Genomic DNA, 26,565 nt, shown 5'->3' with positions numbered 1-26,565 from the left:
AACCTACACCGCTCGTTTCAGGCAGACCAAAATTTACTGCAATTCTGCCAATTTTTTATCAATCGCTTCAGCCGTCATAAAGCTGCACATTTTATGGTTATTCACCAGCATCACAGGCGCATCGCCACACGCGCCCATGCACTCGCCTTCCACCAGCGTATATTTACCGTCTGCGGTGGTTTCACCATAGCCGATACCCAGTTTTTCTTTTAAATATTCGCCCGCGCTTACCCCGCCGCGCAAAGCACAAGGTAAATTCGTGCAAACCGTCAGTTTGTATTTGCCTACGGGTTGCAGGTCGTACATATTATAGAAGGTGGCGACTTCGTATGCGGCAATCGGCGGAATACCGATATATTGCGCTACAAATTCAATGGTTTCAGGTTTCAGCCAGCCCATTTCGGTTTGCGCGATACGCAATGCGCCCATCACGGCGGAACGGCGTTGGTCGGCAGGATATTTTGCCAATTCCACATCAATTTGTCGTAAAGATTCTGCGGATAACATTATCTGTCTACCTCTCCGAATACAATATCTTGCGTACCGATAATCGCCACCACATCGGCAAGCATATGACCGCGTGCCATTTCGTCCATGCCTTGCAAATGGGCAAAACCAGGGGCACGGATTTTCAGGCGGTAAGGTTTGTTCGCGCCATCTGAAATCATGTAAATGCCAAATTCGCCTTTGGGATGCTCGATGGCAGTATAGGTTTCGCCTTCGGGAACGTGCATGCCTTCGGTAAACAATTTGAAATGGTGAATCAAATCTTCCATACCCGTTTTCATTTCGGTGCGTTTGGCGGGGGCAAATTTTTGGTTTTCGGTAATCACGGGACCAGGGTTTTCACGCAACCATTGCACACACTGTTTGATAATGCGGTTGGACTCGCGCATTTCGTTAATGCGGCACAAATAGCGGTCGTAGCAGTCGCCGTTTACACCCACAGGAATATCAAAATCCACTTTGGCATAAGCATCATAGGGGGCTTTTTTGCGGATGTCCCACTCAATGCCCGAACCGCGCAACATCACGCCAGTAAAGCCTTTTTGCAGGGCGCGTTCAGGCGATACCACGCCGATGCCTACAGTACGCTGTTTCCAAATACGGTTATCGGTCAGCAGGCTTTCGTATTCGTCCACGCAGGCAGGGAAACGCTCGGTAAAGGCTTCAATAAAGTCCAACATCGTGCCTTCACGCGCTTCATTCAGCTTTTTCAATACTTTGGCATTGCGGAATTTGCTGGATTCATACTTGGGCATAAAATCGGGCAAATCGCGGTAAACGCCACCCGGACGGAAATAGGCAGCGTGCATACGCGCCCCCGATACCGCTTCATACAAATCCATCAGCTCTTCGCGCTCGCGGAAGGCATACAGGAAAATTGTCATCGCACCAATATCCAAAGCATGTGAACCGATACCCATTAAGTGATTGAGAATACGGGTGACTTCGGCAAACATCACGCGGATATATTGGGCACGTTCGGGCACGTCAATATTCGCCAGTTTTTCAATCGCCAAGCAATATGCCTGCTCGTTACACATCATGGACACATAGTCCAAGCGGTCCATATACGGCAGTGCTTGCAGATAAGTGCGGGTTTCCGCTAATTTTTCCGTACCACGGTGCAGCAAACCGATATGCGGGTCGGCGCGGACGATGGTTTCGCCTTCCAACTCCAAAATCATCCGCAATACGCCGTGTGCGGCAGGGTGCTGCGGTCCGAAGTTAATGGTGTAATTTCTCAGTTTAGCCACCGTAGGTCTCCTCACGGACGATGCGCGGGGTAATTTCGCGCGGCTCGATGGTTACAGGTTGGTAAACCACGCGTTTTTCCGTTTCGTCATAACGCATTTCCACATAGCCTGAAATGGGGAAGTCTTTGCGGAACGGATAGCCGACAAAGCCGTAATCAGTCAGAATGCGGCGCAAATCGGGGTGGTTGTTAAAGATAATGCCATACAGGTCAAAGGCTTCACGCTCGTACCAATCGGCGCTGTTGTAAATATTTACCACTGATTCCACCAAAGGCAGATTATCGTCATCTGCCCACACGCGCACACGGATGCGCTGGTTGTTTTTAACGGAAACCAGTTGGCTGACCACAGCAAAGCGCTTGCCTTGCCATTCTTCGTTTTTATAAGTGCTGTAATCCACGCCGCACAAATCCACAAGCGATTCAAAATACAGGGATTCGTGGTCGCGCAAGGTGGTCATCACGTCCAAATAATGTTCGGGCGTGCATTCTACGGTCACTTCATCAAGGGCGTGAACCACTTTGGTTGCCTTCGCGCCCAACACGGTTTGCACGGTTTCGTATAACTGTTTGCTGTGCATGGCGTATCCTTAATTACGGGCGATGGTGTAAGTGCGTTTGATTTTGCCCTGAAGCTGAATCAGACCATAAATCAAGGCTTCGGCAGTGGGCGGACAACCAGGGACATACACATCTACGGGCACAATGCGGTCGCAACCACGCACCACAGAATAGGAATAATGGTAATAACCACCGCCATTGGCACAAGAACCCATAGACAATACCCAACGCGGTTCTGCCATTTGGTCGTAAACGCGGCGCAGCGCAGGTGCCATTTTGTTGCACAAAGTACCCGCCACAATCATCAAGTCGGACTGGCGCGGCGAGGGACGGAAAATAATGCCGAAACGGTCGAGGTCGTAACGCGATGCGCCCGCCTGCATCATTTCTACCGCACAACACGCCAAACCGAAGGTTACCGGCCACAGCGAGCCGGTACGCACATAATTGAGCACCGTATCCGCGCTGGCGGTTACGAAGCCTTTATTCAAAACGCCTTCTATTCCCATTCCAGCGCACCTTTTTTCCATTCGTAAACAAAGCCTACCGTGAGCACCACGATAAACACAAACATGGACCAGAAAGCATACGCGCCCGTTTCCGCCATCAGGTCTTTAAACACCACCGCCCACGGAATCATAAACGCCACTTCCAAGTCAAACAAAATAAATAAAATTGCCACCAAATAATAACGCACGTCAAATTTCATACGCGCGTTTTCAAATGCTTCAAAACCGCATTCAAACGGCGTGTCTTTTTCGGCATAGTGGCGTTTGGGTCCGAGCACATTGCCCAGCGTGATAAACAAGATACCCGCCGCCAAGCCGACAATCAGAAAAACCAATACGGGAAAATAGTTGGCCAACATGGTTGCGCACCTGCGGAAAATGTAAAATTAAGTAACCGCACATTTTAACGAATTTATGCCGTTTTTGAAAGTTATCCGTGCGACAAGGGTGCATAAAAAGCCTTTATTTTTCCATGTGATAATGATAAGAATTCTTATTAATTAAATAGCCCATATAAAACAGTATACTTAATTTTATTTTCTTCTATAAAAATGGTTTTAAATAAATTTAGCCCCCCGCGACTTAACACAATAAACCTATATCTTAACGATTTACCTTGCTTTTCTTTGCTGTTTCTTTACAAAAACCAACTAAAACCCTTACAATAAAAAAGAATGATTTTTATTTAGTCAGAGTGAAAACCATGACAAGCAAATACTTTTTGGGCTGCTTAAGCCTGCTGCTGGCAGCTTGCGCGGGCAATAAAGGCAGTTTTACTTTGGATGAAGTACACGCGCCGCCACCACCGTCCTCACAAAACAGCAAACCCAATAAACCCAGTTATACAGACGAAAAAACCACACCGCGCCCCACTGAAGCGCAATTATCGGAACTGATGCAACCTGGTTTGGGCTTTTCCGCCAAAATTCCGCGCCGCAGCACGGGCGCAATCCGTTCAGAATTGGAAGAAACGGCAACGGTTAAACCCGAAAGTATTCAAAGGTTAAACGGTAATCTGAACGAACCGCCCCATCAAGATGAAATCCGCAAAAATGCCAAATTCAGCGGCACGATTATTCATTCGCATGATGGTCTTAAACCCGTACGCCAGCGCGATTTGCAATATGTGCGCTCGGGTTGGGTAATGGACCCGCTGGTCGGATTGCAAATCAGCAACGGTCCGCCCAAACGGGTGGAATACGGTCAAGTGGGCTATGTTTATTATCAGGGTACACAGCCTTCAAGCAGCTTGCCCACTGCCACCGTACGCTATGAAGGCACTTGGGACTTTACCAGCCACGCCAAATCAGGACGCGACCGCGCTCAGTTTGACGGCATTGCCCGCAATATCGGCGACTACTACGGCGCGACTTCACAAAACGAATCCATTAACGAAGACCCGAATAAAGGTCCTGTCGGACACCGCAGCGAGTTTACCGTTAATTTTGCCGATAAAACCTTAAACGGCAAACTGATACGCCATCACGCAGGCAGCGACAACGCCCAAACCGCCACCGAACGTTACCGCATTGATGCCAAAGTATCGGGCAACCGTTTCCGTGGCAGCGCCACCGCTGCCGATGCTGCCGACCCATATTTCAGTGCATCATCGCAATCGCTGGAAGGCGGATTTTTCGGTCCGAACGGCGAAGAATTGGCAGGCAAATTCTTGGCGGACGACCAGTCTCTGTTTGCCGTATTCGGTGCCAAACAAGCACAGCCTGCCGCCGCCGAAGCCGCTTTTGATGCCGAACGCATCAGCTTGGATACGCTGGAACGGCAAAAAAGCGATACCTTTGGCAATGCCCGTACTTTGGTGATAGACGGTCGCGCCTTTCCGCTGCTGCCTGAAAGCACGGGCAGCGATGTGGCGGCATTTGTCCGCAGCCATCAGCAGGACATCGGCGGCAAAACCTTAAAAACCGAAACCTGTTGCAGCAATTTGGATTATTTCAGTTTTGGCACTTACAGCCTTGACGGTCAAAACGCCAACTATTTCTTGAGCGGCGAACGCACCCCCACCGCCAACGTCCCCACCAGCGGCAACGCACACTATCGCGGCACCTGGTCAGCAAAAATCATCAGCAAAGACGGGCGCGTGTGGGCAACGGGCGCAGACAACAAAGAAGCAGGCAGCCGTGCCTTGTTTGACTTTGATTTCAGCAAAAAAACCTTTTCAGGCAGCCTGATTGGCGAAGAACGCGCCGAACGTTTCCCCACCTTTACCTTAAGCGGCGACATTGCGGGCAACGGTTTCAACGGTCGCGCCCGCACAGGCAGCAACGGTTTTACCCTTGACCCGTCGGGCAGCAACAGCGCCGTCGTTCACATTGATGCCGAACTGAAAGGCGGATTTTACGGTCCGAACGCAGCCGAAATCGGCGGCAGCATTCACAGCCGCGAAAACGGTCAAGACCAAGTTGGCGGCGTATTCGGCGGCAAACGTCAAACCACCACGCCCTAAATAAGGAAAAACGCCATGCGTACACGTCTTACCCTGCTTTGTCTGGCACTGGGCAGCACCCTGTTTACCCCGCATCTGCACGCGGCAGACACCCAAGAAGAGCAAGAAAAAGTAATTGTTCTCGATGCCCTTTCTGCGGTTGGCAAACGCAAAGCCACGCGCCGCGACAATGAAGTGACAGGCTTGGGCAAAATCACCAAAAATGCTGACGACATCCGCAAAGAACAGATTTTCGGCATCCGCGACCTGACCCGCTACGACCCCAGCATTTCCGTAGTGGAACAAGGGCGCGGCGCAAGCAGCGGTTATTCCATGCGTGGCGTGGACCGCAACCGCGTTGCCCTGCTGGTGGACGGACTGCCGCAAATCCAGTCCTACACCACCCGTTATTCCAAAGCCAACGGCGGCGCAGTCAACGAAATTGAATACGAAAACCTGCGTTCCATTGAATTAAGCAAAGGTGCCAGTTCTGCCGAATACGGCAACGGCGCACTGGGCGGCGCGGTCGGTTTCCGCAGCAAAGAAGCCCGCGACATTCTCGCGCACGGCAAAAACTGGGGCATAGACAGCAAAACCGCCTACAGCAGCAAAAACCGTCAAGTGATGCAGTCGCTGGGCATTGCCGCACGCCATCAGGGTTGGGAAGGTTTGTTGCAATACACCATTCGCAAAGGCAAAGAAACCCGCATCCACCGCGATGCCGAACGCCTGCAGCAATCGTTTACCCGTTTGGGGGCAGTAGCAGACGGCTATCTGTTAGAAAAAGGCTCTACACCCGACCAGCGCGATAAAGGCTGGTTTATCTTGGCGGACGAATGCCCGAACTACGAAACTTCGCCCTGTACCCCCAAATACCACGCCACCCACACACGCGGTTTGACCAATCAAGACGTAGGCGGCAGCCAAACCCTGTCCGCACGCCGCGACGCACGCACCGACCCGCCGCTGACCGCCGCCGAAGCCGAAGCCTATGCCAAACGCCTGCACCCTACTGAAACCGTTTCCGCCAAAGACTATACCGGCCCCGACAGGATTGCGCCCAATCCGATGGACTACAACAGCCGTTCGCTGCTGTTAAAAGGCAGTTACCGCATTGCGCCCAGCCACCGCATCGGCGCGGTAGTGGAACAAACCGCACAGCGTTATGATATCCGCGACATGACCGTTCCTGCCTACCACACGCCGCAGGATTACCGCGACGATATCCGTTATGCCACAGGCGGCGCGTATTCGGGCAACGAGCCTGCCGCAGGCTTGGTTATCGACAGAGGCTTGGGCGGAGCGCGTAAAAGCAGCCTGCAATGGAGTCGCACCCACTTTTTTGACGAACGCCATAAAAAAGGTCGTCAGGGCATTTATTACGAATACACCGCCGACAAAGGCTGGGCAGACAACTTCGCCGTCCGTTTTGACCAGCAAAACATCAGCATCAACAGCCGCTGGCAACAGCTTAACTGCAGCGTTTACCCCACTGTGGACAAAAACTGCCGCGTCAGCACCGACAAACCGTGGTCGTTTGCCGAATCCGAACGCAACCGCTACAGCGAACGCCACCGCCTGTTGCAACTGCAATGGGGCAAAACCTTCAAACTGGGCAAGACCACCCATAAACTGAACCTGCTGGCAGGGCATGATGCTTTCCGTTCCAAGCTGGAACGCGGCGATTATTTTGCCGAACACGCCCAAAACCGTTTTGAAGACATCCGCGCCGATACTCGTTATTACGGCAGCTACGACAATCCCTTTGTGTACCGCCGCCGCGAACCCGTTATCGTGCGGCGCGAGCTGTGCGATGATTCGGGCAAAAGCAAAGGTTTGGACGATTGCAGCCCGCGCCTGATTAACGGCAGCAACCAGTTTGTCGCCCTGCGCAACCACATTGCCTTCGGACGTTTTGCCGACTGGGGCATCGGTTTGCGTTACGACCGCCACCGCTTCAAATCGTCCGACCCGTGGACCAGCACCGGCACGTTCCGCAACTTCTCTTGGAACAGCGGTTTAACCGTGCGCCCCACCCCCCAAACCGCCCTGTCCTACCGCATTTCCAGCGGCTACCGCGTACCCGCGTTTTATGAGCTGTTCGGACGGCGCAACCCTGCCGCCAGCATTGACCACCCTGGGCATTATGTCGGCAAATTCCGCCCCGAAAAAGCCTTGAACCAAGAGTTTGGTGTCGGTTTCAAAGGCGCGTTCGGCACATTGGAAGCCTCTTATTTTCATAACCGCTACAAAGACCTGATTACCGAAGGCAAACCAATCGGCGTGGACGGTTACGACCAATGGGGTTATCACAACCTGCAAAACATCAGCTTGGGCGGCGTGAATTTCTTGGGCAAAATTTATTGGGACGGCATCAGCGAAAAACTGCCTGAAGGCTTGTACACCCACGCCGCCTACAGCCGCATCCGCGCCAAAAAAGTCAGCACCAAAGCAGGCTTCAGCTTTACCGACAGCCCGCTGCTGGACACCCTTCAGCCCGACCGCTACATACTCGGCATCGGCTACGACCACCCCGAAGGCAAATGGGGTTTCAACCACACCTTTACCTATTCCGCCGCCAAAAACAACCGCGATTTGGTCGGCACGGAATACTATGCCAACGGTAAAGCCCTTGCCCTCAAAGGCACACGCCACCGCAGCAAACGCTGGTACACCCACGATTTAAGCGGCTACTACCGCCTTAAAGAACGCTTTACCCTGCGTGCAGGCGTGTACAACCTGACCAACCGCAAATACAGCACTTGGGAATCGGTGCGCCAGTCGTCCATTAACGCGGTCAATCCCGACGGCGGCACGCGCAATCACGCCAGTTACGCCGCACCGGGGCGCAACTACACCCTGTCGCTGGAAGCCAAATTTTAAAAGCTGAGCGCACAGAAAAAAGCTGCCTGAAAACCAACAATCGGTTTTCAGGCAGCTTGATGTTTGGGTGCAGGCAAAACGATAAGCCGGGTTCTGTCGCGGACAGCCATTCCTCTAGGCATACCGTTACCGATATGCTCAAGCAACCTACCCGAACGCTCGGCGGGCCGCGTCAATGCGTTCTGTTTGGTCTTGCTGCGGATGGGGTTTAACCTGCTGCACCCTGTTACCAGAGGCACGGTGCGCTCTTACCGCACCTTTTCACCCTTGCCCGAATCTTCCTTACGGAAGCCGTCGGCGGTTTAGCTTTCTGTTTCACTTTCCGTCGCGTTACCGCGCCCAGCCGTTAGCCGGCATCCTGCCCTGTGCAGCCCGGACTTTCCTCCCCGTGTTGCCACGCGGCGGCTGCCTGTTCTACCTGCAGCGGCGATTATAGCCGTTTTATACCAAAAAACAAATACTTTTGTGTTATAATTCACTGTTTTTCCGCCATTATCGCCGTCTATCTTTGCCGTAGAACAGGGAATTTTTGATGAATACCTTAAATTTTCTTTTTTTGATTACCGCCATTTTGCTGTTTGCAGGGGTGATTGCCAGCCGTTTGTCGGCGCGTTTGGGTATGCCGCTGCTGCTGGCGTTTTTAGGCGTGGGCATGCTGGCAGGCGAAGACGGCATTGGCGGCATCAAGTTTAACGACTTATTCGGTGCTACCTTGGTCAGCCAATTGGCATTGGCGATTATTTTGTTAGACGGCGGTTTGCGTACCAAACTGGAAACCTTCCGCATCGCCCTCAAACCCGCCGCCGTACTCGCCAGCTGGGGCGTATTGGCAAGCGTTGCCCTGCTGGGGATATTTGCCGCGTTTTATTTGGGAACAGATTGGAAAATCGGCTTGCTGATGGCAGCGATTGTCGGTTCAACCGATGCCGCAGCCGTGTTTTCGCTGCTGCGTAACAGCGGCGTACGCCTAAATGCCCGTATCCGCGCCACGCTGGAACTGGAAAGCGGCGTAAACGACCCGATGGCGATTTTGCTGGTTACCGTATTAATCAGCCTGATTATGCAACCCGAACAAACCACCGCCGCTTCCACCGCCCTCATGCTGGCAAAACAACTGGGTTTCGGATTAGCGTTCGGATTGGCAGCGGGCAAACTGCTGGCGTGGCTGCTCACCAAAATCCGACTGGCAGAAGGCATGTATGCCATTATGATTGCCTCAGGCGGACTGATGGTGTTTGCCGTCAGCAATTTATTTGACGGCAGCGGCTTTTTGGCCGTGTATTTGGCGGGCGTGATGGTGGGCAACTCGCGCAATTCGTCTGTAGAACACGTTTTAAACGTAATGGACGGTTTGGCGTGGCTGGCACAAGCAGGTATGTTTTTGGTGCTGGGTTTGCTGGTTACGCCCTCGCGATTGATTGACCAAGGCATACCCGCACTGGTCATTGCCGCGTTTTTGATTTTGGTGGCACGACCCCTTGCCGTTTACACCTCTATCAAATGGTTTCGCTACACCCGCCGCGAAATCGCCTACATCAGCTGGGTAGGCTTGCGCGGTGCCGTACCCGTTACGCTGGCGATTATGCCCCTGATGAACGGTGTACCGGGGGCGCAGGTGGTGTTTGATGTGGTGTTTGCCGTGGTGATTTTATCGTTGCTGATTCAGGGAACGACCATTCCGTTTTTTGCCAAAGTATTCAAAATGGTATTGCCACCGCAACCCGAACCCTTGGACAGCCGTGAAATCTGGTTGGCAGACCGTTTATCGGTGGGTTTGCAGTCGTTTCGCGTGGAAGCCGCTTCCGAAGCAGAAAACAGCCACCCTTACGCCATGGCACGCGCCGCCGAATTTGCCGAAGGGCGTTTGTTTGCACTGATACGCAACGGCGAAACCATTAAAGTCAATCTTGCCACGCGCATGCAAGCAGGTGATATTGCTTGGTATGTGTTGCCCGAACATTTGGGCGCAGCGTTTGCACGGCAGTTTGCCGATTACCGCCACAACCAACAGCAGTTTTACGGCGAATTTGTGGTGAAACCCGATGTTAAAGTAGGCGAACTGGCAGCCGCTTACGGATTAAAAGTAGATGACACCGAAGCACAAGCCGCTTTGGCAGACGTGTTCCGCGAACGTTTCGGCGACGTGCCTGTGGCGGGCGACCGCATTGAATTGGGCGGATTCCGCATCACCGTCAAAGAATTGGACGAGCAAAGCCACATCAAATGGCTGGGCTTGAAAATGCCAAAAAAAACCGACCATAAGGACACCCCCGCATGAACATCGTTATCCTTGGCGCAGGCATAGCTGGCGTTGCCTCTGCCTATTATTTAAGCAAACAAGGGCATCACGTTACCATATTAGACCGCGCCCAAGGCGTAGCCGAAGAAACCAGCTATGGCAATGCAGGACAGCTTTCGTTTGGCTATACCACCCCGTGGGCTGCGCCCAATATCCCCTTTAAAGCCGCCAAATGGCTGTTTAAAAAACACTCACCGCTGATTATCCGCCCCGACGGTTCACTGTACCAACTGCGCTGGCTGGCAATGATGCTTGCCAACTGCACCGATGCCGCCTATGCCCGCAACCAAGCCCGCATGATGCGGATTTCCGAATACAGCCGCGCCCTGTTTACCGAATTGGAAAACGAAACTCATATTCAGTTTGACCAACGCAGCTTGGGGACACTGCACCTGTTCCGCGATGCCCAAGCCTTTGCCAAACACCAAACGCAAATGGGCGTGTTGGAGCAATTTCATATTCCCTACACCACTTTGGACGCAGCAGGCTGTGTGCGCCACGAACCTGCCCTCGCCCACATGGCAGAGCAAATCGCAGGCACATTCCACCTACCCAACGACCGCACGGGCAACTGCTATTTGTTCACGCAAAAACTCGCCGAACACTGCACCGCGCAAGGCGTACAATTCCGCTTTGGCGAAACCCTGTCGCGCATTGACAGCCACGGACAACGCATCCGCGCCGTTCACACCCAAAACGGCGAATACACAGGCGATGTGTTTTTGTGTGCCTTAGGCAGTTTCAGCCGTCCCATGCTGGCGCAAATCGGTTTGGACGTGCCTGTGTATCCCGTAAAAGGTTATTCCCTTACCCTGCCCGTGCGCGATGATGCCGCTGCGCCGCAATCCACAGTATTGGACGAAACCTATAAAGTTGCCCTTACCCGCTTGGGCGCACAGATGCGCGTGGGCGGTATGGCGGAATTATCGGGCTATGTTTTAAGCCATCCGCCCGAACACCGCGAAACCTTATTGATGGTGGCACAACAATTGTTCCCGCAAGGCGGAGATTTTGCCCAAGCAGAATATTGGAGCGGTTTGCGCCCCATGACCCCCGACAGCACGCCCATTATCGGCAAAGCGCAGTTTGACAACCTGTTTATCAACACAGGACACGGCACATTGGGCTGGACCATGTCGCTGGGCGCAGCCAAAACCGTTGCCGATTTAATCAGCCACGGCAAAGCCGAAATTGAAACGGCAGATTTGGGCTTATCACGCTACGGCAGATAAAAGACGTAAAAAAGCAGCCTATAAAGGCTGCTTTTTTAATTTGGCGGCAGGACACGAACTATTAAACTAACAAACTTATTTAAAATGATTTATTTTTTACTGAAAATGAAAGTACCCCCAAAAATACCCCCAATTTGCACAGTTCACAATTTTTCAGGCAGGGTAAACCACCCGATTATCTGCACCCCAACTGTTCAAAAATTAGTCCTTTCCCGTGTGCCTGAAAATCCAAATAACCCACATACAGCCTGCGGGCGGTAATTTTCAGCGTAATGGGAACGGGCTGCGCCGCTTTCGGCTCATATATTGGCGTAATAATCCCCAATATGGAAATCACATCGCCCTGCTTGTAGCGTTTCAGCTCTGCACACACATTTTTATCAAAGGCGATAATATCGCCGTCCAAATCGTCTGCTTTCAAATTGCCGACAGGATAACCGTACACGTTCATTTTCGCAATCATGTACTCTGTACCCCGTATGGTGTACATCGGTTTCGGCTTCAACAGCAATTTACCGCTCACGATACCGTCAATCATTTTTTACTCCGTTTTTGTCAAAAATACCCCCTTGATTGCCCGTTCCCACATTCCCGCCCGTTTTTTCCGTTCCCAAAAGGCATTTTTGTATTATGTTAAATTTTATTTATTATAACACATTGATTTTATAACTTTTATCCGTTTTTGTGCAAAAAATTTTTTCTATATATAGTAAAAATGCGTGGGAATCGTGGGAATATGGGAATAATTTTTAAAAACATATAGATATTTTACTTAAATTATGGGAATATCATGGGAATCAATATAGTTACTAATTTTACATTTTAAATCATTAAATTAATCACAAAAAAGCCCGTTTTTCTGTCTGCCGATTCCCACGCCCTTTTTAGCAAAAACACCGTTATCGGCGCATCAGTCGGTAACGGTGTCAGGTGGGGGCATGGCGGTTTTAATCCGCTTTTTCGTCTTTTTCGGGCGGGGCGAATCCGTGCAGGCAGTACATACGGGTACTGTTTGGCAAACGCAGCGCATCGCACATTTTCGGCGGCAGTTTGAACTTTTGGCGGTTATTGGCTTCCCGCAGCAGCCAGCCGCAGTTTTTCAGCACATCACACACAAACTTGGTATCAAAGCCGTTGCAAATTTCCTGTTCAAACACCGAATCATTGATATAAAAGCGCGGCATGGCATCATTGCCTGCGGTTTCAATCCGAAAACCCGCATGATTGCGCCCTGTGGCAGGCATCACATCATAGCTGCTCTGAATCAGGCGGGTAAAACGCTCGCCGCGCCCGTGTACCTGTAAAAAGTCTTTGGCATTTTTAATGATTTGCGCTTCTTCACGGTTGCTTTTGCCATCGCGTTCATACCATGCCTGAAAACAGGCGTGTACGCCCGCAAATCCCGTGCCTTTGGCAAAACCTGTAATTCCCCACTCGCCTGCCAGCTCCAAAGCGGCAGCCGCCAGCGTGAAGCGTTTGGCAGCGCGTGCGGGCTGGCTGTCCAGTTTCGGCGGCAGCATGGCGGCAAATTCGGCTTGCAGGGCATGAATGCGCCCAATCAGTTTTTCAGGCTCGCTATTCATGCGCTGGGCTAATTCGGTCAGGTATTGCCGCCACGCCGCTCCGTAAAACCGTTTGCTGGCTGTGCCCAAATGCAATGCCAATTCTGCGGACGTACCAAAACCGTGCAGGGTGTCAAACACGCCGTAACCTTTGCCCGCATCGGCAGGAATGGCGGGCAGGCGCACGGCTTGCCCTGCGTTCCACTCCAAGCCGTCTTGTTTCAGATAATGCGCGGCATCAAATTCCCCTGTAGAAATCGCCAAAATCCGCCATGTAATCCGTGTGCGGTTGCCGCCTTGTTTTGCGCCTTGCAGCTTGGAAACGCCGTTAAACACCGAATAGCCGACATCTTTCACGGTTTTTTGCTCTGCTTCGCCAATTTCATCAAGAAAAACAATGCCGTCATTATTGGCGGCGGCTTCATTGTCAAAGCCCAAACTTGTGCCTTTCCATTGCACTTTTAAGCCCGCAGGCTCGCCCATCGCCGACATCGCCGCCATACCCAACAGGCTTTTGCCAATGGAACTGCTGCCGTAAAAGTGAAAACCGCCGTTTTCATCGCGCAAAATCCCCAAAAACGGCGCGGCAAACACCGTTCCCAACGCCAGCAGGGGGCGTGAATTGCCTGCCAAATAGCGGGCAACGTGTTCTTGCCAGTCTTTCAGGCTGCCCGAAACTTCAAAAGATTCACGCTTGCTGGTGTCGCCCGTATAGATAATGTTTTTATCGGGATTGCCAATCACTTCCCCGCTCGGCAGCACATAGGCGGTACAGCTTTTATCCGTCCAGCCGCCGCGTGATACGATTTCCCATTCGGTGCTGTCGCCGCCCCATTGGATATAATCCCACAATTCGCTTTTGTGTTTTTCCTTAATGGAAATCCCCATACTGCGCAGCAGGCTCAAGCCATCGTTACGCCCCACGTTTTCCATCGCAAACGCCACTTGCTTCATTGCCCCGCGCCCGTTGCGGCGGTATTCCAAAATGCGGTATTCCCGCTCATCTGCGCTCTGCCCGCGCCCAATCACTTTAAACGCATCGCACACGCGCACCAAAGGCTTGAGAAAGGGCGTACCGTCCTTATCATGCCCCACCGCCTGAAACCATACGCCCGTTTCGTCTGTGATGAAATGTGGCTTTAAATCGCTGCCCTGCCCCTTTTCATCTGCCAGCTTTGCCAAACGCTTTAAAGAACGGTTTTGTGTATTCAGTTTGATTACTTTTTCCATGCTGTTACTTCCCTTGTGTTTCCTGTGCCAAAATATCCAATACATCGCAATCGGCTTCATCAGGCTGCCAAACGTCAATATTGCCGTTTAAGGCTTTGTAATAACGCCTTTGCAGCTGATACGCCGCGTTAATGCCCGTTTGGTTGCGGTCGTTGTCGGCAATTACCACCAAACGGCGCACCGCTTCAGGCAGGGCAAATGCGGCAATACGGTTTGCCGCCCCGCACGCCCACACGCTCAAGCCGCTCACGCAATGCGCCGCCGCCGCCGTTTCAATGCCCTCACATACCGCCAAACAGCCGTTTTCAGGCAGTCCGAATAAAGGCACGGCTGCCCCGCTCAATGCCCCCGCGTGAATGGAACGGTGTTTTTTCGCGTCCAAACGCTCCCCCGTTTTCGGGTCTTTCAATACCGCCTTAAACACCTTGCCGCCCTGCTGCATCAGATAGGTTAAGTGCAAACCCGCAAACGTGCCGTCTGCGTGGCGGAACGCGCCCACCATCGCAGGAAAACGCCCCAAACACGCGCCCTGATGCCAATAAGCCAAGCTGCTGTGAAAACGCAGCCCGTCATCTTGAAAAGGCAGGTTGCCCGCTTCGGGAATACCGCGCCCGCTCAAATACGCGGCAATCACGCCGCCGCTCTGCCACGATTGGCAGCCGTTCCAACATTCCAGCAGCCTTTGCCGTTGGTTTTCGTCCGTCTGTACGGTCGGCGGTGCGGTTTCACGGGCTGGCAGGGTAAGGGCGGGACTGCGTGTGCCGCCGCTCATACCCAATAATTCCGCCACGCGCTTTAAGGCTTCATCAAACGTGCAGCCAAACACCAGCATCAGCAAATCAAAGCCGCTGCCGCCTTTTTGGTTGCATTGGTTGCAGATAAACCAGCCGCGCCCGCCGTTATCGGTAAAACGGAAACGGTTTTTGCCGCCACAAGCAGGGCAAGGCTGGTGTTTGTTTTTATTTAACAGGTGTTGGGGAACGCCCAAAGCCGATAAAATCGCTTCCCAATTACCGTTGGCAGCGGCTTTCACGTCTGCCAATGTGTACATCGTTTTCATCTTTACCCCCCTTAATAACGGCTGCCGCGCTGTCTTGCACGGTAAGCCCGTTGACGTTCCGCATTGCTGGCGTATTTACGCTGTCTGCCCGTTGGCGGCGGCGCAAGCAGCGCAGGCGGATAAACAGGCGCATCAGACGGATAAACGTCCACGTCCAGCACATCATCATCAGCCCAATGCGGCAGAAACGGACGGCGCGGCTCATCGTGCCAATCATCATCAACATAAGGCGCATGAATAGGGCGGCTGGTGTAGGGGGCTTGTGGTTTCGGCTGCCATTCATGCGGCGGCGTATAGCCTGCCGAATGGCGCACATTCGCCGAATATTCCCGCTCACGTTCCCGCGCCCGCCGCTGCCGCTCATCGGCGCGGTGTTCGTCTGCATACAGGTCAATCGCAGACGGCGCACTATTGCGGTTAATGGTAATGTGCATTTGTTCTTGTGGCTGCCGCTGTTCAGGGGCTTGCAGGGACATTTGCCGCGCAATCAGATAATCCGCGTAATCCCTGCCGTACACCGCCGCCAAACGCGCCGCAATCGTATTGCTGATGCTGCGGGACACGCTCAAAGCGATTTCCGTTTCCTGCTGGTGGTAACGCGCTTCCCATTCCGCCTGTGCTAACTGCCGTTCCAACTCCTGATGATGCAATGCCCTTACCGCCAAAAACACCAGCACCACACCCAACGCCAACGCGCCTGCCGTATAAATAATTACAATCGTCATCTCACATTTTCCTTGTTGTTTATCCCTTACCCTGCCCCACCCCTTTCAAGGGCGTTACAGTAAAACGTAACGTAACGGCAAAAGGGGCATATTCGGCGGGGTAGGGGGTTTTCGTAACGGTTTCGTAACGGTTTTTCAGACTGGCGTAACGCCTTTTGTAACGCCATTCATCACACCGTTACGCTTGGTTTTGGGGATTTCGTAACGCTGGGACGGGGTTTCGTAACGCCACACCCACCCCGTTACGATTGATTTCGGCTATCGTAACGCCGCTGTAACGCCGCTTACCAACCACACCAAAAAATCAGGGTCAGCCCAACACATTCCCAACAACACCAGCCCGCTCCCCACCACAAAGCCCAAAAGCGCATAAACATTAAACAGCGAATGCAGATACATTTTGCGGCGGCTGCTGTAGGCATACCGTTTCACACCGTCCACATTGCGGACTTCATCATACAGTTTAAACATGGTTTTTCCTTTAAATCAAATAGATAACCAAATCAAAAGGCTGCAAAAACACAGCCTTGCCGCATTTTGGCAAAGCCTTTTAACGCACAGGGTTAGGATTGGGATTCTTTGGAAAGGGGTGGAATGGACTGGCACGGATACAGCGTTTGTGCGCCTTCACGGAATGCCACTTCACTATAAGCAGTCTCCCGCAAATCAGACAACTGCCCCATCATATCGGCAACAAGATGTGTAATGGTGGACAATGCCGCCGCCATCTGCTTGCTGTCCAGCCATTCACTCAAAGGGCGATTGTGATTAAATGCCTGTTGGGAATAGGAAGCAAAACTCAACAGCTCTGCCAAATCAAGTTGTGCACATTCGGCTAAAGAAGACAAAAAGACACAATCATCGGTACTGAAGCCTTGTAAAGCAGCTCCACGATTTACCAAAGAAGCATCTTGAAAAATGGCAACGGCAGGGGCATTAGCCAGCAGAATAGCAAGGCTGCTATACATACCCGATTTTCTGTTTACTTGCTTTTCCATCACACACCCCCGCGCATCACACGGCACACAGCCCATGCCCCTGCGGGCGTTTGCTGGATTGCCAAACGGTAATTCAGGCGGCTGTTTAAGCGCAAAGCGACAAAATCGCTGGCTTGACGAAAGCTCGGAAAAGTCCGCAGCGTTTGCACCAGCAGCGGGCGCGTAAAGCCTTGACGGACGGAACGGGAACGGCGCACAGATACGCCGCAAGCATCAGATTGATTCATAGAAAGTTTTACCTTTTCACTTTGGTTTAATACACCCGCTTTCGCGCTGCTAAACGCAAGGCGGGAAACAAAGGGCGGGTTAGCAGACTGGCAAAGTGATACCAGCAGGCACGAAGCCTCCCGCCCCCGTTTCCCGTAAAAAGGCAAAACTGGGGGAATGCAAGCGTAACACTGCCGCTTTTGGCTCTCTGATGCGCTAGGCATTCAGGGCTTATGGGCGGCTTGCTTGCCACTTTGTTCAGGCTGCTAAACCCGATTGCTTGATTGAAAGCAATGCGCCGATTCTGCCAAGCGCGGGCGCGGCTGTCAAGCAATTAGGGGATTGGTTTCCCTAGCCGTGTGTTTTTTGGCAGTAAATGCTAGTGCGGGCGCGGGGCTTTACCCATCGCACCCTTTAGCTGTGGTACAAGGGCGCAGGCAAGCCGTGAATAACTGGATTGGGAACGGCACGGCTGCCCGTAGGGTAAAACACCCGTTTCCCAAATCTGCGCCTGCCATTCGCGCAATGCCCGCATAGGCGGCACTTTCCGCGCTAAAAACAAATCATACAAACGGCAAACAAACGCCATTTGCGCCAGCGCATCATCAATGCAGGCAGGGGCAGACAAATGAAACAGCAGCGCATCATAATGGTGCGCCATCGCAAGGGTTTGATTAAACAAGCCCTGCTCTTGCGCTTCACTTTTTATCAACTTGGCAACTGATGAATACTGCCACAGTCTGCCGCTCTCAAACCATTGCTTCAGGCTGTCCTTATCGGTCAGCAAAACATAAAAATGCGTATCGTCTCGGCTCATCAGCGCAATCGGCGGCAGCTTATTCATGTTTGCCCCCTTTTTGGCGAGAAACAGCGATACGGTGCGCCAACCATGCGTTTACTTCACTTTCCACCCAGCCCGTAGCGGTATCGGTAATTTTCACAGGCTGCGGAAAATGCGGGTCAAAGCGGCGGTCTTTGGGATTGGCTTTGCAGTAAATCGCTGCTCGGCTCAAGCCCGTGCGTTTCATCATTTCGGGCATACGCAAAAAAACAATTTCATTCATGCTGGTGTCCTTTGGGTTAATCACAATCGCCGTTAGGCATTGGCAGCCATCATAAGCCCTGTTTTTCCCCTTGCCTATGCACAATATTTGCGATTGTGCATGGCACAAACCCTGCGAATATACCCCCCTATCTGTTTGTTCAAACGTAAAAAAACCGCCTTTTTCAAGGCGGCGTTAAGAAAAGCATTTAAACGGTAACTTTTTTCAAAATATTGCGTATCGTGGCGTAGGTACGGCTGTACCGCTTATGGTGCTTGGCAGCAAACTGGTTTTTAGACGTGCCAAATTCACGGTTTTCCCGAATAAAGTCGGCGATAATCTGCCGCTTCACTGCCCCGCGTGCATAATTGCCTTTCTGCCCGATTGTCCGATAATGGTTACTTACCACCCAATCTTGATATTCCGTTTCGCTTACTGCTTTGCCGTCAATCACAAACTGCGGCTCGGGCTGTGGCTCGGAAACAGCGGGCGCGGGCGGCTGGTGTCGTGCAGAAATACCGTTTTCAGGCTGCGGCACTGGCTGGGGGGCAGGCAAAGGGGATTGGGCTTGTGGCGGCGGCGTGCGTAGCGGCTCGGAAACGGGCGTTTTCGGCTCGGACGGGGGATTGCCCCGCATCAATGCCAAAATCGCAGGATTCGGGCGGATTAGCCGCTCTAAACGGGCTTCATGCTCTTTAACGCATTCAGACAGGGAACGGGCTTTGCTCTCCTGCCATACTTTAGCGGCATCGGCTTGCATTTTCTCCAAGTGTTCCCGCATAGAAAACATACCGCGTTCCGCCAATATACCGCTATATTCAGCCGCCATATTAGCCAAACTTTCCCGCCGCGTTCCCGTCAGGGTCAGGTGTTCAGCAGCAGCAGCTAAATCGCTTATCCGTGTTCCCGTTTTAGCAAATTGCCTTATTTTTCCAAAACGTTCATGTTCAGCCAAACCGCCCGCCATTCCCTGATAACACTGCCACCTTTCCGCTTCAGCAGCTTGCATCTTTTCCAATTGTTTCCACATAGAAAACGTACCGCGTTCCGCCAATATGCTGCTATATTTAGCCATCATGCTGTTTACGCTTTCATACCGCATACTTCCCAAACGTTCATGCGCAGATAAACCGCCCATCATTTCCTGATAACGCTGCCTTTCCACTTCAGCAACAAGCTGGCTTTGCATTTTTACCATCTGCCCCCGCTCTGCCACTAATTGCGCCGCCGACTGAAAAAACGGCTTCTCTGCCGCCAATAATGCCATTGCCCCTATTCCCGCTACCGTATCGCGTGAAGTAACCGCCGTTGCCATAATAAGATTTCCTTTGCTGGTGTGTCTGCCGCATTCTATCTGCATTCTATAACGGCTACAATCCTTTCATTTCAAACCCGAAAGCTGCGCTGCGGCAGGCAGGGAAAGGGCAAGCCCTGCATATCTTCCACACCGCCGCAGCCCGTTCAAAACCACGCAATAAAATTGCGCTCAAATCATTGATTAACAACTGTTAAACCATTAACTTTAACACGTTTACAGGGGAAAAAAATTCCATGAATAAGGGTCTATGCGGTATCCGCCGCACCCGCCGCCGAACTTTACGCACCCCCGCCCTGCCCCACTTTCCCCAATACCCCTTGTTTTTCATCATTTTTTACACAGGAAGGAAGTCAGCAGCCCACCACACTTCACAAAAAAAGCGGCTTGAACTACCCGAACGGTCGGAACGGCGGGAAGTACCTAACCCATAGCAGGCAGCAAAGGCAAACCACCCACCCTAACATTAACAAAAAACCCCTTAACAAAACCCGCCCAAAATGCCAAAAAAATACCAATGAGAGTGCGTGGGGTCTAGAAACCCCAAACCATACAACTCAAACCCCACCCCCATTGCAAACATTCCCACAATAAACATTTGTATTTAAATACATTCCCAAGATTCCCACGCATTCCCACAAGATTCCCACACCGTTTGGGAACAGGAAAAAACAATTAAATTACTGTTTATAAAAAACTTATTTTAAAAAATAGATTGTTTTTAATCTTTATTCCCATATTCCCATCAATTTTAATCTCACGTGTGGGGGTCTATATGGCTCACTCTGCCTGCTAAAAGACTGTTTCCAAAGGCTTGCCCCAACACCAGCCGCGCCCCACGCGCCCACACAAAACGCCCTTACGGTTTATCATAAGGGCGTGGTGCTTCACACTATCGGGCTGCGCTCTGCTTCATCATAATACTGCTTCAGGTGGTCGGCGTACCATTGCATCATCTCAATCCTTTCGGTCAGATATTCCGTTCTATTGTATGCGGCGCGTACCTTGTCTTGCGGAACGTGGGCTAATTGCCGCTCTATGGCATCGGGATTAAAGCCCTGCTCATTCAGTGTACTGCTGGCTAGACTGCGGAAGCCGTGCGGGGTGGCAATGCCTTTGTAACCCATGCTGTTGATAATATTGCCAAATGTATTTTCACTGATATAGCCGTTTTTGGTGCGACTGGGGAACAGGTAAGGCGTATGCCCCGTTATGGCTTGCAGCTTATGCAGCAGCTCTACCGTCCAATCTGCCAACGGTACAACATGGTCGCGTGTTTTTTTCATGCGCTCTGCGGGGATTAACCATTGCCGCTGCGCCCAATCTATCTCATGCCATTGTGCGCCGCGCAATTCGGTATTGCGTACGAACACCAGCATCAGAATCATAATGCCTAGCTTATTCGCTGGCTCGGCATCGGCAACGCTTAAACGGCGGTAAAACTCCGTCAATTCCCCATGCGGTAAGGCGGGCATATGCTCGGTTTCCTGCTTGGCTAGATAACCTTGCAGCAGCATGGCGGGATTATTCTCGGTCAGCTCCAACATGGCGGCATACTTAAACACCGCGCCCGTCCATTGGCGGATTTTTTCGGCGGTTTCATACACACCCCTTGCGCTGATACCGTCCAACATGGCTTTAATGTGTTTTACCCGTATTTCGCTAATCGGTAAGCTGCCAATGGTGGGGAATACATCGTTTTCAAAGTAAATCCATATCCGCTCTGCGTGTTTGGGCTTCCAACGGTAACGGTTCTTTTCGTGCCATTCGCGGGCAAGGCTAGCAAAGGTATTGGCAAGCCTGTCTTGTTTCTCCCGTTTGGTTTGCTGCTTGGCTGCTGATGGGTCTGTACCCTGTGCCAGCATCTGCTTTGCCTGCTCTCTCGCTTCCCGTGCTTCCATTAGCGAAACATCGGGGTATTTTCCCAACGACAATAACTTTTCCTTACCGTCCACACGGTATTTGAAACGCCACAGCTTGCCCCCTGCAGGCGTAACCAGCAGGAATAAGCCGTTTGCATCGGTCAGCTTATACGGTTTGTCTTTGGGCTTGGTATTCCTGATTTGGCGGTCATTTAGGGGCATGGTGGGGGTATTTTTTCAGGTGGATTTTTTCGTACCCCCAAATATACCCCCAATGTTTTGTTGCTTCAATAAGGCGGCAATAGACAAAAATAGACGGCAAACAGGGGAAAACACAGCCAAAGATTTTAGATAAATATTTTTAAAACAAATGATTAGTAGATAAAGATAGACGGTGTAAGACGTAAAAAAACAGCCCGAAAAGGGCTGCTTTTTTATAGTGTGGTGCCGGCGGCAGGAATCGAACTCGCGACCCCCTGATTACAAGTCAGGTGCTCTACCAACTGAGCTACACCGGCAAAGAAGTGTGTATTTTACGCAGGAATTTTATTTTTGACAAGCAAAAAAATCATCATCTGCAAAAATTATTGTTTAAAAAAGAAAAATCCCCGCCAACCATTAGGCAGCGGGGACAAAAACCATATTATTTCAGTTTGGTTTCTTTGTAAATAACGTGCTTGCGGGCAACGGGGTCAAATTTTTTGATTTCCAGTTTGCCAGGCATGGTGCGTTTGTTTTTAGTAGTGGTGTAGAAATGACCGGTACCTGCGGTGGATTCCAATTTGATTTTATCGCGCATGATTTTGATTCCTTAAAATAATATTGGCAAATTAAATTACTTCACCACGGGCGCGCAAATCTGCCAGCACCGCGTCAATGCCGTTTTTGTCGATGGTACGCAAAGCGGCGTTGGAAACGCGCAAACGCACCCAACGGTTTTCGCTTTCTACCCAAAAACGGCGGGATTGCAGGTTGGGCAGGAAGCGGCGTTTGGTTTTGTTGTTGGCGTGGGAAACGTTGTTGCCCGACATCGGACGTTTGCCCGTAATTTTGCAAACTCGTGCCATAATGGTTGCTCCAAATTTTTAAATACAGAAACGGCGGTTTATACCACAAAAAGCGGATTGCTGGCAATGCTTAAGGACAACAAGTTTCTACCGCTTGCACAAAATCTGCCCAAACCTGTGCGCTTTCGCGGCTGTGGCTTAAAAACGGGGCATGGGCGGCGCGGGCGATGGTGTGCAGTCGGGCATCGGGTAAGTGGCGCAATAAATAATCTCCCATGCGCGGCGGGGTAACATTGTCGCGCCCACCCCAAAGCAGCAGTACAGGCACACGGATGCGCGGCAAAAAAGCACGGGCATCGGCGCGGCGCACAGCAGCAAGGGCGTCGTCTAAAGCCTGTGGCGTGCCGTGGCGCAACATATCGGGCAATACGTTTGCCAAAATCTGTTCGCGCTCGGGGGTGTGCAGCAGCTGCAATTGCAAAAACTGCTTCATGTGTTTGGGGTAATCTTGTTGAAACAGGGTCAGCATTTTATCCAAAACGCTTTGTTGTACGCCTTCGGGGTAGTCGGGCGCGGCATCAAAACGGGCAAAGGTGCTGCATAAGGTTAAACTTTTCACTTTATGCGGATGTTGCGCCGCCAAAAACAACGACACCAGCCCGCCCAAAGACCAACCGAATAAATGTACAGGCGCATTTAAAGTCGCCGCGATTTGGTCGGCTGCCGCACTTACGCTAAAATGCGGGCGCATTGGTGCTGTGCCACCGTGTCCAGCCAGATGCGGGGCATGATGCTGCCAAGTATCGGGCAGATGTCGTGTTAATTCGTCAAAAATCCGCCCGTTGGCTGCCCAACCGTGTATCAGGCAAAGAGAAGGGGTTATCGTCATGCCGTGGTTCTTCCGTTTTCCCACCATACAAACGTGTGCATTATGCCACGATGCCGCCGCAGCGGGCGCGTTGTGCCAAGCCTGTTTAGACGATTTATTGGACTTGGGTGCACAGGGCGAACATTTGTGTCCGAAATGTATGGCATACAGTGCCAACGCTCAAGTTTGCCCCGATTGCGAAGCCGAACCGCCGCCGTTGCAAGCCGTGTGGGGCAGTTTGCGCTATCAAGCCCCCGTTCCTGCTATGCTGCACCGTTGGAAACACCAAGGACACAGTGCCTTATTGGAAGCCTTTTGGCAGACAATGCGCCACGCGCCGCCGCCGTGGTTGGAAAACAGTGAAATAGATGCGGTTTTGGGTATGCCCGTTAGCCGAGAACGGCGTTTGCAGCGCGGTTTTAACCAAAGCGAAGAACTGGCTGCGCGCATCGCAGAAGAATACGGTTTTGCCCTGCTGCCGCGTGATACCGTTTTGCGCCGCCACCGTCCCCCACAAAGCACGCTCGGACGCGAAGAACGCGCCCGCAATATCCGTCAGGTTTTCCGCCTCAACCACCACATTCGCGGACAAAATATTTTGCTGGTAGATGATGTGATGACCACAGGCAGCAGCCTGTACGCGCTGGCGCACACCCTGATACGCGGCGGCGCACAGGTTTACGCATGGGTGCTGGCAAAAAATCACGACTGATTGCCCTGTTTTTTAGCTGAATCGGCTGCAACCCGCGCCCGCAAACGGGCATGCGGATACACCCAATCATAAATCATTGAAAAATAAACCATCAAAAAATCCCGCTGTCTCTTGACAAACCATCTTACCGATACAAAGCATCCATCAAAAAATAATATTTTTTAAAAACAAAATATTAAAAAATTCCTATTGCCGTTTTTGGTAAAAAATCCCTTAAAAAAATTGACTGCTCAAGAAAAATGCGTTTATATTCGCCCATTCGCTGTTTCTTTGTTGTTTAAAAACAACAAAACAAACGGCGTTTTTTTGGATAAACCCATGTTCAGCATTGTGCTCTATCAGCCAGAAATTCCTCCTAATACGGGCAATATTATCCGCTTGTGTGCCAATACCGGCTGCAAGCTGCATTTGGTCAAACCCTTGGGCTTTCCGCTCGACAGCGCCAAAATGCGCCGCGCGGGTTTGGATTACCGCGAGTTTGCCGATATGGTGGTACACGACAGTTTTGCCGACTGCCTGCAGCAGCTGGCAGGCAAACGGATTTTCGCGCTGACCACCAAAGGCACGGCACGCCCCGACCAAGCAGGTTTTGGCGAAGGCGATGTGTTTGTGTTCGGTCCGGAAACACGCGGACTGCCTGCCGAGATTCTCGACAGCCTGCCGCCCGAACGCAAAATCCGCCTCCCCATGATGGCGAACAGCCGCAGCATGAATTTATCCAACACCGTTGCCGTTACCATTTTTGAAGCATGGCGGCAGCTGGACTACCGCGGCGGCGTGTAAACCCGTCTGATTTTACCCACTTCAACAACTCAAGAATTGGATGACCCCTTGTCTAAAAAACAAGATATTTTCTTTATAGTCGTGATTGCCCTGATGTTAATCGGTACGGCATTGATTAACCGCGCCCAAGCTGCACCCACCTTTACCGTGCGGGCGCAATCTGTCAAACCCGTGAAACAGGCACTGAAAACCAAACGCGCCCAAAAAGCCACCCAACGCAGCTATGTGGTTAAAGGCGTGCGTTATCACCCCTTGGCAAGTGCCAAAAACTTTGTCCAAACCGGCAAAGCCTCTTGGTACGGTCCGGGGTTTCACGGTAAAAAAACCAGCAACGGCGAACGTTACAATATGCACGCCCTAACCGCTGCCCACAAAACCCTGCCGCTGGGTACGGTGGTACGCGTCAGCAATCTGGATAACGGCAAAAACGTGATTGTACGCATCAACGACCGCGGACCTTTCCACGGCAAACGCGTGATTGATTTGTCTAAAGCCGCTGCCGCCCGTTTGGGTTTTGTCAAACAAGGCATGGCAAAAGTGCGTGTGGAAGCCCTGCACGGCGGTCGCCCTGCCCTGTTTAAAGCCTCGGCAGATGCGGAAGACTACTACACCGACAGCACCGATGCCCTGCTGTATGCTGCCGACAGCAGCGTAGTGGAAACCGCACAAATTGAAGGTGCGTTTGTTCCTGCCACCGACAATCTGCCGCTGTTTTTCAGCCGTCAGCCCGCAGAAGCTGCTGCACCGGTTGCTCAAAACAGCACTCCAGCCGCTGCAGGCAAAGATATTTTCTTTGGCAACCCAGCTGCGCCGCAAGCCGCACCTGCTGCACCCAAGCTGCGTTTGAGCCGCAACCTTGCCCGCGTAATTTAAGGCACACGGCATACACAAAAACGCCCGCTGTTTTTCACAGCGGGCGTCTATTTTAATGATTAAGCATTAAGCACGTTTGCGGAATTCGCCGGTACGGGTATCGATTTCCACTTTATCGCCGTTTTCCACATACGCCATCACTTGAATTTCGGTACCGCCAACCAAACGCGCGGTTTTCATCACTTTGCCCGAAGTATCGCCTTTTACCGCAGGTTCGGTGTATTCCACTTCACGCACGATAATGGTAGGCAGTTCCACAGAAATCGGATTGCCTTCATAGAAGGTAACTTCACACACGTCTTCCATACCGTCTACGATAAACTTCAACGCATCGCCAATGTTTTCCGCTTCAATTTCGTATTGGTTGAACTCTTCGTCCATAAACACATACATCGGGTCTGCATAATAGCTGTAAGTACAGTTTTTGCGCGACAATACAATCACGTCAAATTTATCATCGGCTTTCACAATGGTTTCAGAAGCCGCGCCGGTCAGCAGGTTTTTCAGCTTCATGCTCACTTTGGCAGACGAACGACCACCTTTGATGTATTCGGTTTTTTGCACCACCATCGGGTCATTACCAATCATAAACACATTGCCGGCACGCAATTCTTGAGCGGTTTTCATAAGGGAA

At 51.7% G+C, this 26,565-nt stretch carries 27 protein-coding genes, 1 tRNA gene and 1 other RNA gene; 7 read left to right on the top strand and 22 right to left on the bottom strand.

Annotated features, from left to right (window positions below; genetic code table 11):
* Positions 1–33 precede the first annotated feature (33 nt).
* The 5 genes from nuoE to H3L98_RS03800 are packed head-to-tail and all read right to left on the bottom strand — an operon-like array spanning position 34 to position 3,188.
* Positions 34–507, bottom strand: a complete 474-nt coding sequence (gene nuoE / locus H3L98_RS03820; protein WP_027022578.1) for an NADH-quinone oxidoreductase subunit NuoE — start codon at positions 505–507, stop codon at positions 34–36.
* Positions 507–1,760 (bottom strand): NADH dehydrogenase (quinone) subunit D, encoded by a 1,254-nt coding sequence (gene nuoD, locus H3L98_RS03815; protein ID WP_027022579.1) that lies wholly within the window; start codon positions 1,758–1,760, stop codon positions 507–509. The genes nuoE and nuoD overlap by 1 nt, the downstream gene beginning before the upstream one ends.
* Positions 1,753–2,340, bottom strand: a complete 588-nt coding sequence (locus H3L98_RS03810; RefSeq protein WP_027022580.1) for an NADH-quinone oxidoreductase subunit C — start codon at positions 2,338–2,340, stop codon at positions 1,753–1,755. Before H3L98_RS03810 ends, nuoD begins: the two co-directional genes overlap by 8 nt.
* Positions 2,341–2,349: 9 nt before the next feature.
* On the bottom strand, positions 2,350–2,829 hold the full coding sequence (locus H3L98_RS03805; protein ID WP_009115715.1) for a NuoB/complex I 20 kDa subunit family protein: 480 nt from the start codon (positions 2,827–2,829) through the stop codon (positions 2,350–2,352).
* Positions 2,820–3,188 carry an NADH-quinone oxidoreductase subunit A gene (locus H3L98_RS03800; protein WP_027022581.1) on the bottom strand — a complete coding sequence of 123 codons (369 nt, stop codon included), beginning with the start codon at positions 3,186–3,188 and terminating at the stop codon, positions 2,820–2,822. Before H3L98_RS03800 ends, H3L98_RS03805 begins: the two co-directional genes overlap by 10 nt.
* A 344-nt stretch (positions 3,189–3,532) precedes the next feature.
* Between H3L98_RS03800 and H3L98_RS03795 the strand changes: the two genes are divergently transcribed.
* A complete protein-coding gene (locus tag H3L98_RS03795; RefSeq protein WP_027022582.1) occupies positions 3,533–5,293 on the top strand; it encodes a transferrin-binding protein-like solute binding protein in 1,761 nt (586 codons plus the stop codon).
* Positions 5,294–5,308: 15 nt separating this feature from the next.
* Positions 5,309–8,155: a lactoferrin/transferrin family TonB-dependent receptor gene (locus tag H3L98_RS03790; protein WP_027022583.1), complete on the top strand. Its 2,847-nt coding sequence runs from the start codon at positions 5,309–5,311 to the stop codon at positions 8,153–8,155.
* A 66-nt stretch (positions 8,156–8,221) separates the two neighbouring features.
* Here the strand turns inward: H3L98_RS03790 and rnpB are convergent.
* An RNA gene (rnpB, locus tag H3L98_RS03785) (RNase P RNA component class A) lies at positions 8,222–8,576 on the bottom strand.
* Between the two features lie 111 nt (positions 8,577–8,687).
* Between rnpB and H3L98_RS03780 the strand changes: the two genes are divergently transcribed.
* Positions 8,688–10,433, top strand: a complete 1,746-nt coding sequence (locus tag H3L98_RS03780; RefSeq protein WP_027022584.1) for a potassium/proton antiporter — start codon at positions 8,688–8,690, stop codon at positions 10,431–10,433.
* A complete protein-coding gene (locus tag H3L98_RS03775) occupies positions 10,430–11,686 on the top strand; it encodes a D-amino acid dehydrogenase (RefSeq protein ID WP_027022585.1) in 1,257 nt (418 codons plus the stop codon). Before H3L98_RS03780 ends, H3L98_RS03775 begins: the two co-directional genes overlap by 4 nt.
* 175 nt (positions 11,687–11,861) lie before the next feature.
* Here H3L98_RS03775 and H3L98_RS03770 read toward each other — a convergent pair whose 3' ends face one another.
* The 15 genes from H3L98_RS03770 to bioH all read right to left on the bottom strand — a co-directional run bounded on the left by H3L98_RS03770 (position 11,862) and on the right by bioH (position 23,584).
* On the bottom strand, positions 11,862–12,224 hold the full coding sequence (locus H3L98_RS03770) for a hypothetical protein (RefSeq protein ID WP_156932341.1): 363 nt from the start codon (positions 12,222–12,224) through the stop codon (positions 11,862–11,864).
* Between the two features lie 409 nt (positions 12,225–12,633).
* Positions 12,634–14,478, bottom strand: a complete 1,845-nt coding sequence (locus H3L98_RS03765; protein ID WP_051532142.1) for a DUF927 domain-containing protein — start codon at positions 14,476–14,478, stop codon at positions 12,634–12,636.
* 4 nt (positions 14,479–14,482) lie between these two features.
* Complete coding sequence (locus H3L98_RS03760; RefSeq protein ID WP_027022587.1) at positions 14,483–15,538, bottom strand: DUF7146 domain-containing protein; 1,056 nt, start codon at positions 15,536–15,538, stop codon at positions 14,483–14,485.
* An 11-nt stretch (positions 15,539–15,549) separates the two neighbouring features.
* A complete protein-coding gene (locus H3L98_RS03755; RefSeq protein ID WP_027022588.1) occupies positions 15,550–16,263 on the bottom strand; it encodes a Z-ring associated ZapG family protein in 714 nt (237 codons plus the stop codon).
* Positions 16,264–16,521: 258 nt separating this feature from the next.
* A complete protein-coding gene (locus H3L98_RS03750) occupies positions 16,522–16,734 on the bottom strand; it encodes a hypothetical protein (RefSeq protein ID WP_027022589.1) in 213 nt (70 codons plus the stop codon).
* A 92-nt stretch (positions 16,735–16,826) separates the two neighbouring features.
* On the bottom strand, positions 16,827–17,231 hold the full coding sequence (locus H3L98_RS03745; RefSeq protein WP_156932342.1) for a hypothetical protein: 405 nt from the start codon (positions 17,229–17,231) through the stop codon (positions 16,827–16,829).
* A gap of 29 nt (positions 17,232–17,260) precedes the next feature.
* A complete protein-coding gene (locus tag H3L98_RS03740; RefSeq protein ID WP_027022591.1) occupies positions 17,261–17,488 on the bottom strand; it encodes a hypothetical protein in 228 nt (75 codons plus the stop codon).
* A gap of 359 nt (positions 17,489–17,847) precedes the next feature.
* A complete protein-coding gene (locus tag H3L98_RS03735; protein WP_027022592.1) occupies positions 17,848–18,312 on the bottom strand; it encodes a hypothetical protein in 465 nt (154 codons plus the stop codon).
* Positions 18,305–18,532 (bottom strand): helix-turn-helix transcriptional regulator, encoded by a 228-nt coding sequence (locus H3L98_RS03730; RefSeq protein WP_027022593.1) that lies wholly within the window; start codon positions 18,530–18,532, stop codon positions 18,305–18,307. Before H3L98_RS03730 ends, H3L98_RS03735 begins: the two co-directional genes overlap by 8 nt.
* A gap of 187 nt (positions 18,533–18,719) precedes the next feature.
* Positions 18,720–19,826, bottom strand: a complete 1,107-nt coding sequence (locus tag H3L98_RS03725) for a hypothetical protein (RefSeq protein WP_156932343.1) — start codon at positions 19,824–19,826, stop codon at positions 18,720–18,722.
* Positions 19,827–20,713: 887 nt separating this feature from the next.
* Entirely contained in the window at positions 20,714–21,910 is a 1,197-nt protein-coding gene (locus H3L98_RS03720) for a tyrosine-type recombinase/integrase (protein WP_027022595.1), read from the bottom strand.
* Between the two features lie 220 nt (positions 21,911–22,130).
* Positions 22,131–22,206 (bottom strand) — tRNA-Thr (locus H3L98_RS03715).
* Positions 22,207–22,331: 125 nt separating this feature from the next.
* A complete protein-coding gene (gene rpmG / locus H3L98_RS03710; protein ID WP_027022596.1) occupies positions 22,332–22,487 on the bottom strand; it encodes a 50S ribosomal protein L33 in 156 nt (51 codons plus the stop codon).
* Positions 22,488–22,518: 31 nt separating this feature from the next.
* Positions 22,519–22,755, bottom strand: coding sequence for a 50S ribosomal protein L28 (gene rpmB / locus H3L98_RS03705; RefSeq protein WP_027022597.1), 237 nt, complete (start codon positions 22,753–22,755; stop codon positions 22,519–22,521).
* Positions 22,756–22,825: 70 nt separating this feature from the next.
* A complete protein-coding gene (gene bioH / locus H3L98_RS03700) occupies positions 22,826–23,584 on the bottom strand; it encodes a pimeloyl-ACP methyl ester esterase BioH (RefSeq protein WP_027022598.1) in 759 nt (252 codons plus the stop codon).
* On the opposite strand from bioH, the gene H3L98_RS03695 reads away from it, so the two are divergent.
* From H3L98_RS03695 to H3L98_RS11000, 3 genes are all read left to right on the top strand, one after another.
* On the top strand, positions 23,583–24,275 hold the full coding sequence (locus H3L98_RS03695) for a ComF family protein (RefSeq protein WP_027022599.1): 693 nt from the start codon (positions 23,583–23,585) through the stop codon (positions 24,273–24,275). The genes bioH and H3L98_RS03695 overlap by 2 nt on opposite strands.
* Before the next feature lie 318 nt (positions 24,276–24,593).
* On the top strand, positions 24,594–25,058 hold the full coding sequence (trmL, locus tag H3L98_RS03690) for a tRNA (uridine(34)/cytosine(34)/5-carboxymethylaminomethyluridine(34)-2'-O)-methyltransferase TrmL (protein WP_027022600.1): 465 nt from the start codon (positions 24,594–24,596) through the stop codon (positions 25,056–25,058).
* A 48-nt stretch (positions 25,059–25,106) separates the two neighbouring features.
* Positions 25,107–25,931, top strand: a complete 825-nt coding sequence (locus tag H3L98_RS11000) for a septal ring lytic transglycosylase RlpA family protein (RefSeq protein ID WP_338025828.1) — start codon at positions 25,107–25,109, stop codon at positions 25,929–25,931.
* 66 nt (positions 25,932–25,997) lie between these two features.
* Here the strand turns inward: H3L98_RS11000 and efp are convergent, their stop codons facing one another.
* Positions 25,998–26,558 (bottom strand): elongation factor P, encoded by a 561-nt coding sequence (gene efp, locus H3L98_RS03680; RefSeq protein ID WP_027009733.1) that lies wholly within the window; start codon positions 26,556–26,558, stop codon positions 25,998–26,000.
* Between the last annotated feature and the right edge of the window lie 7 nt (positions 26,559–26,565).

It is taken from the genome of Conchiformibius steedae, assembly GCF_014054725.1.
Taxonomy (GTDB): domain Bacteria; phylum Pseudomonadota; class Gammaproteobacteria; order Burkholderiales; family Neisseriaceae; genus Conchiformibius; species Conchiformibius steedae.
This window is presented reverse-complemented; position numbering and strand designations above follow the sequence as displayed.

What these genes read in the sequence shown, in the direction of transcription:
- H3L98_RS03725 (WP_156932343.1), bottom strand. Translation starts at nt 19,826, where the DNA reads ATGGCAACGGCGGTTACTTCACGCGATACGGTAGCGGGAATAGGGGCA.
- efp (WP_027009733.1), bottom strand. Translation starts at nt 26,558, where the DNA reads ATGAAAACCGCTCAAGAATTGCGTGCCGGCAATGTGTTTATGATTGGT.
- H3L98_RS03790 (WP_027022583.1), top strand. Translation starts at nt 5,309, where the DNA reads ATGCGTACACGTCTTACCCTGCTTTGTCTGGCACTGGGCAGCACCCTG.
- bioH (WP_027022598.1), bottom strand. Translation starts at nt 23,584, where the DNA reads ATGACGATAACCCCTTCTCTTTGCCTGATACACGGTTGGGCAGCCAAC.
- H3L98_RS03745 (WP_156932342.1), bottom strand. Translation starts at nt 17,231, where the DNA reads ATGTATAGCAGCCTTGCTATTCTGCTGGCTAATGCCCCTGCCGTTGCC.
- H3L98_RS03720 (WP_027022595.1), bottom strand. Translation starts at nt 21,910, where the DNA reads ATGCCCCTAAATGACCGCCAAATCAGGAATACCAAGCCCAAAGACAAA.
- H3L98_RS03760 (WP_027022587.1), bottom strand. Translation starts at nt 15,538, where the DNA reads ATGAAAACGATGTACACATTGGCAGACGTGAAAGCCGCTGCCAACGGT.
- H3L98_RS03695 (WP_027022599.1), top strand. Translation starts at nt 23,583, where the DNA reads ATGCCGTGGTTCTTCCGTTTTCCCACCATACAAACGTGTGCATTATGC.
- nuoE (WP_027022578.1), bottom strand. Translation starts at nt 507, where the DNA reads ATGTTATCCGCAGAATCTTTACGACAAATTGATGTGGAATTGGCAAAA.
- rpmB (WP_027022597.1), bottom strand. Translation starts at nt 22,755, where the DNA reads ATGGCACGAGTTTGCAAAATTACGGGCAAACGTCCGATGTCGGGCAAC.
- trmL (WP_027022600.1), top strand. Translation starts at nt 24,594, where the DNA reads ATGTTCAGCATTGTGCTCTATCAGCCAGAAATTCCTCCTAATACGGGC.
- H3L98_RS03730 (WP_027022593.1), bottom strand. Translation starts at nt 18,532, where the DNA reads ATGAATGAAATTGTTTTTTTGCGTATGCCCGAAATGATGAAACGCACG.
- H3L98_RS03755 (WP_027022588.1), bottom strand. Translation starts at nt 16,263, where the DNA reads ATGACGATTGTAATTATTTATACGGCAGGCGCGTTGGCGTTGGGTGTG.
- H3L98_RS03770 (WP_156932341.1), bottom strand. Translation starts at nt 12,224, where the DNA reads ATGATTGACGGTATCGTGAGCGGTAAATTGCTGTTGAAGCCGAAACCG.
- rpmG (WP_027022596.1), bottom strand. Translation starts at nt 22,487, where the DNA reads ATGCGCGATAAAATCAAATTGGAATCCACCGCAGGTACCGGTCATTTC.
- H3L98_RS03750 (WP_027022589.1), bottom strand. Translation starts at nt 16,734, where the DNA reads ATGTTTAAACTGTATGATGAAGTCCGCAATGTGGACGGTGTGAAACGG.
- H3L98_RS03735 (WP_027022592.1), bottom strand. Translation starts at nt 18,312, where the DNA reads ATGAATAAGCTGCCGCCGATTGCGCTGATGAGCCGAGACGATACGCAT.
- H3L98_RS03800 (WP_027022581.1), bottom strand. Translation starts at nt 3,188, where the DNA reads ATGTTGGCCAACTATTTTCCCGTATTGGTTTTTCTGATTGTCGGCTTG.
- H3L98_RS03780 (WP_027022584.1), top strand. Translation starts at nt 8,688, where the DNA reads ATGAATACCTTAAATTTTCTTTTTTTGATTACCGCCATTTTGCTGTTT.
- H3L98_RS03740 (WP_027022591.1), bottom strand. Translation starts at nt 17,488, where the DNA reads ATGAATCAATCTGATGCTTGCGGCGTATCTGTGCGCCGTTCCCGTTCC.
- H3L98_RS03795 (WP_027022582.1), top strand. Translation starts at nt 3,533, where the DNA reads ATGACAAGCAAATACTTTTTGGGCTGCTTAAGCCTGCTGCTGGCAGCT.
- H3L98_RS03810 (WP_027022580.1), bottom strand. Translation starts at nt 2,340, where the DNA reads ATGCACAGCAAACAGTTATACGAAACCGTGCAAACCGTGTTGGGCGCG.
- H3L98_RS03765 (WP_051532142.1), bottom strand. Translation starts at nt 14,478, where the DNA reads ATGGAAAAAGTAATCAAACTGAATACACAAAACCGTTCTTTAAAGCGT.
- H3L98_RS03775 (WP_027022585.1), top strand. Translation starts at nt 10,430, where the DNA reads ATGAACATCGTTATCCTTGGCGCAGGCATAGCTGGCGTTGCCTCTGCC.
- H3L98_RS03805 (WP_009115715.1), bottom strand. Translation starts at nt 2,829, where the DNA reads ATGGGAATAGAAGGCGTTTTGAATAAAGGCTTCGTAACCGCCAGCGCG.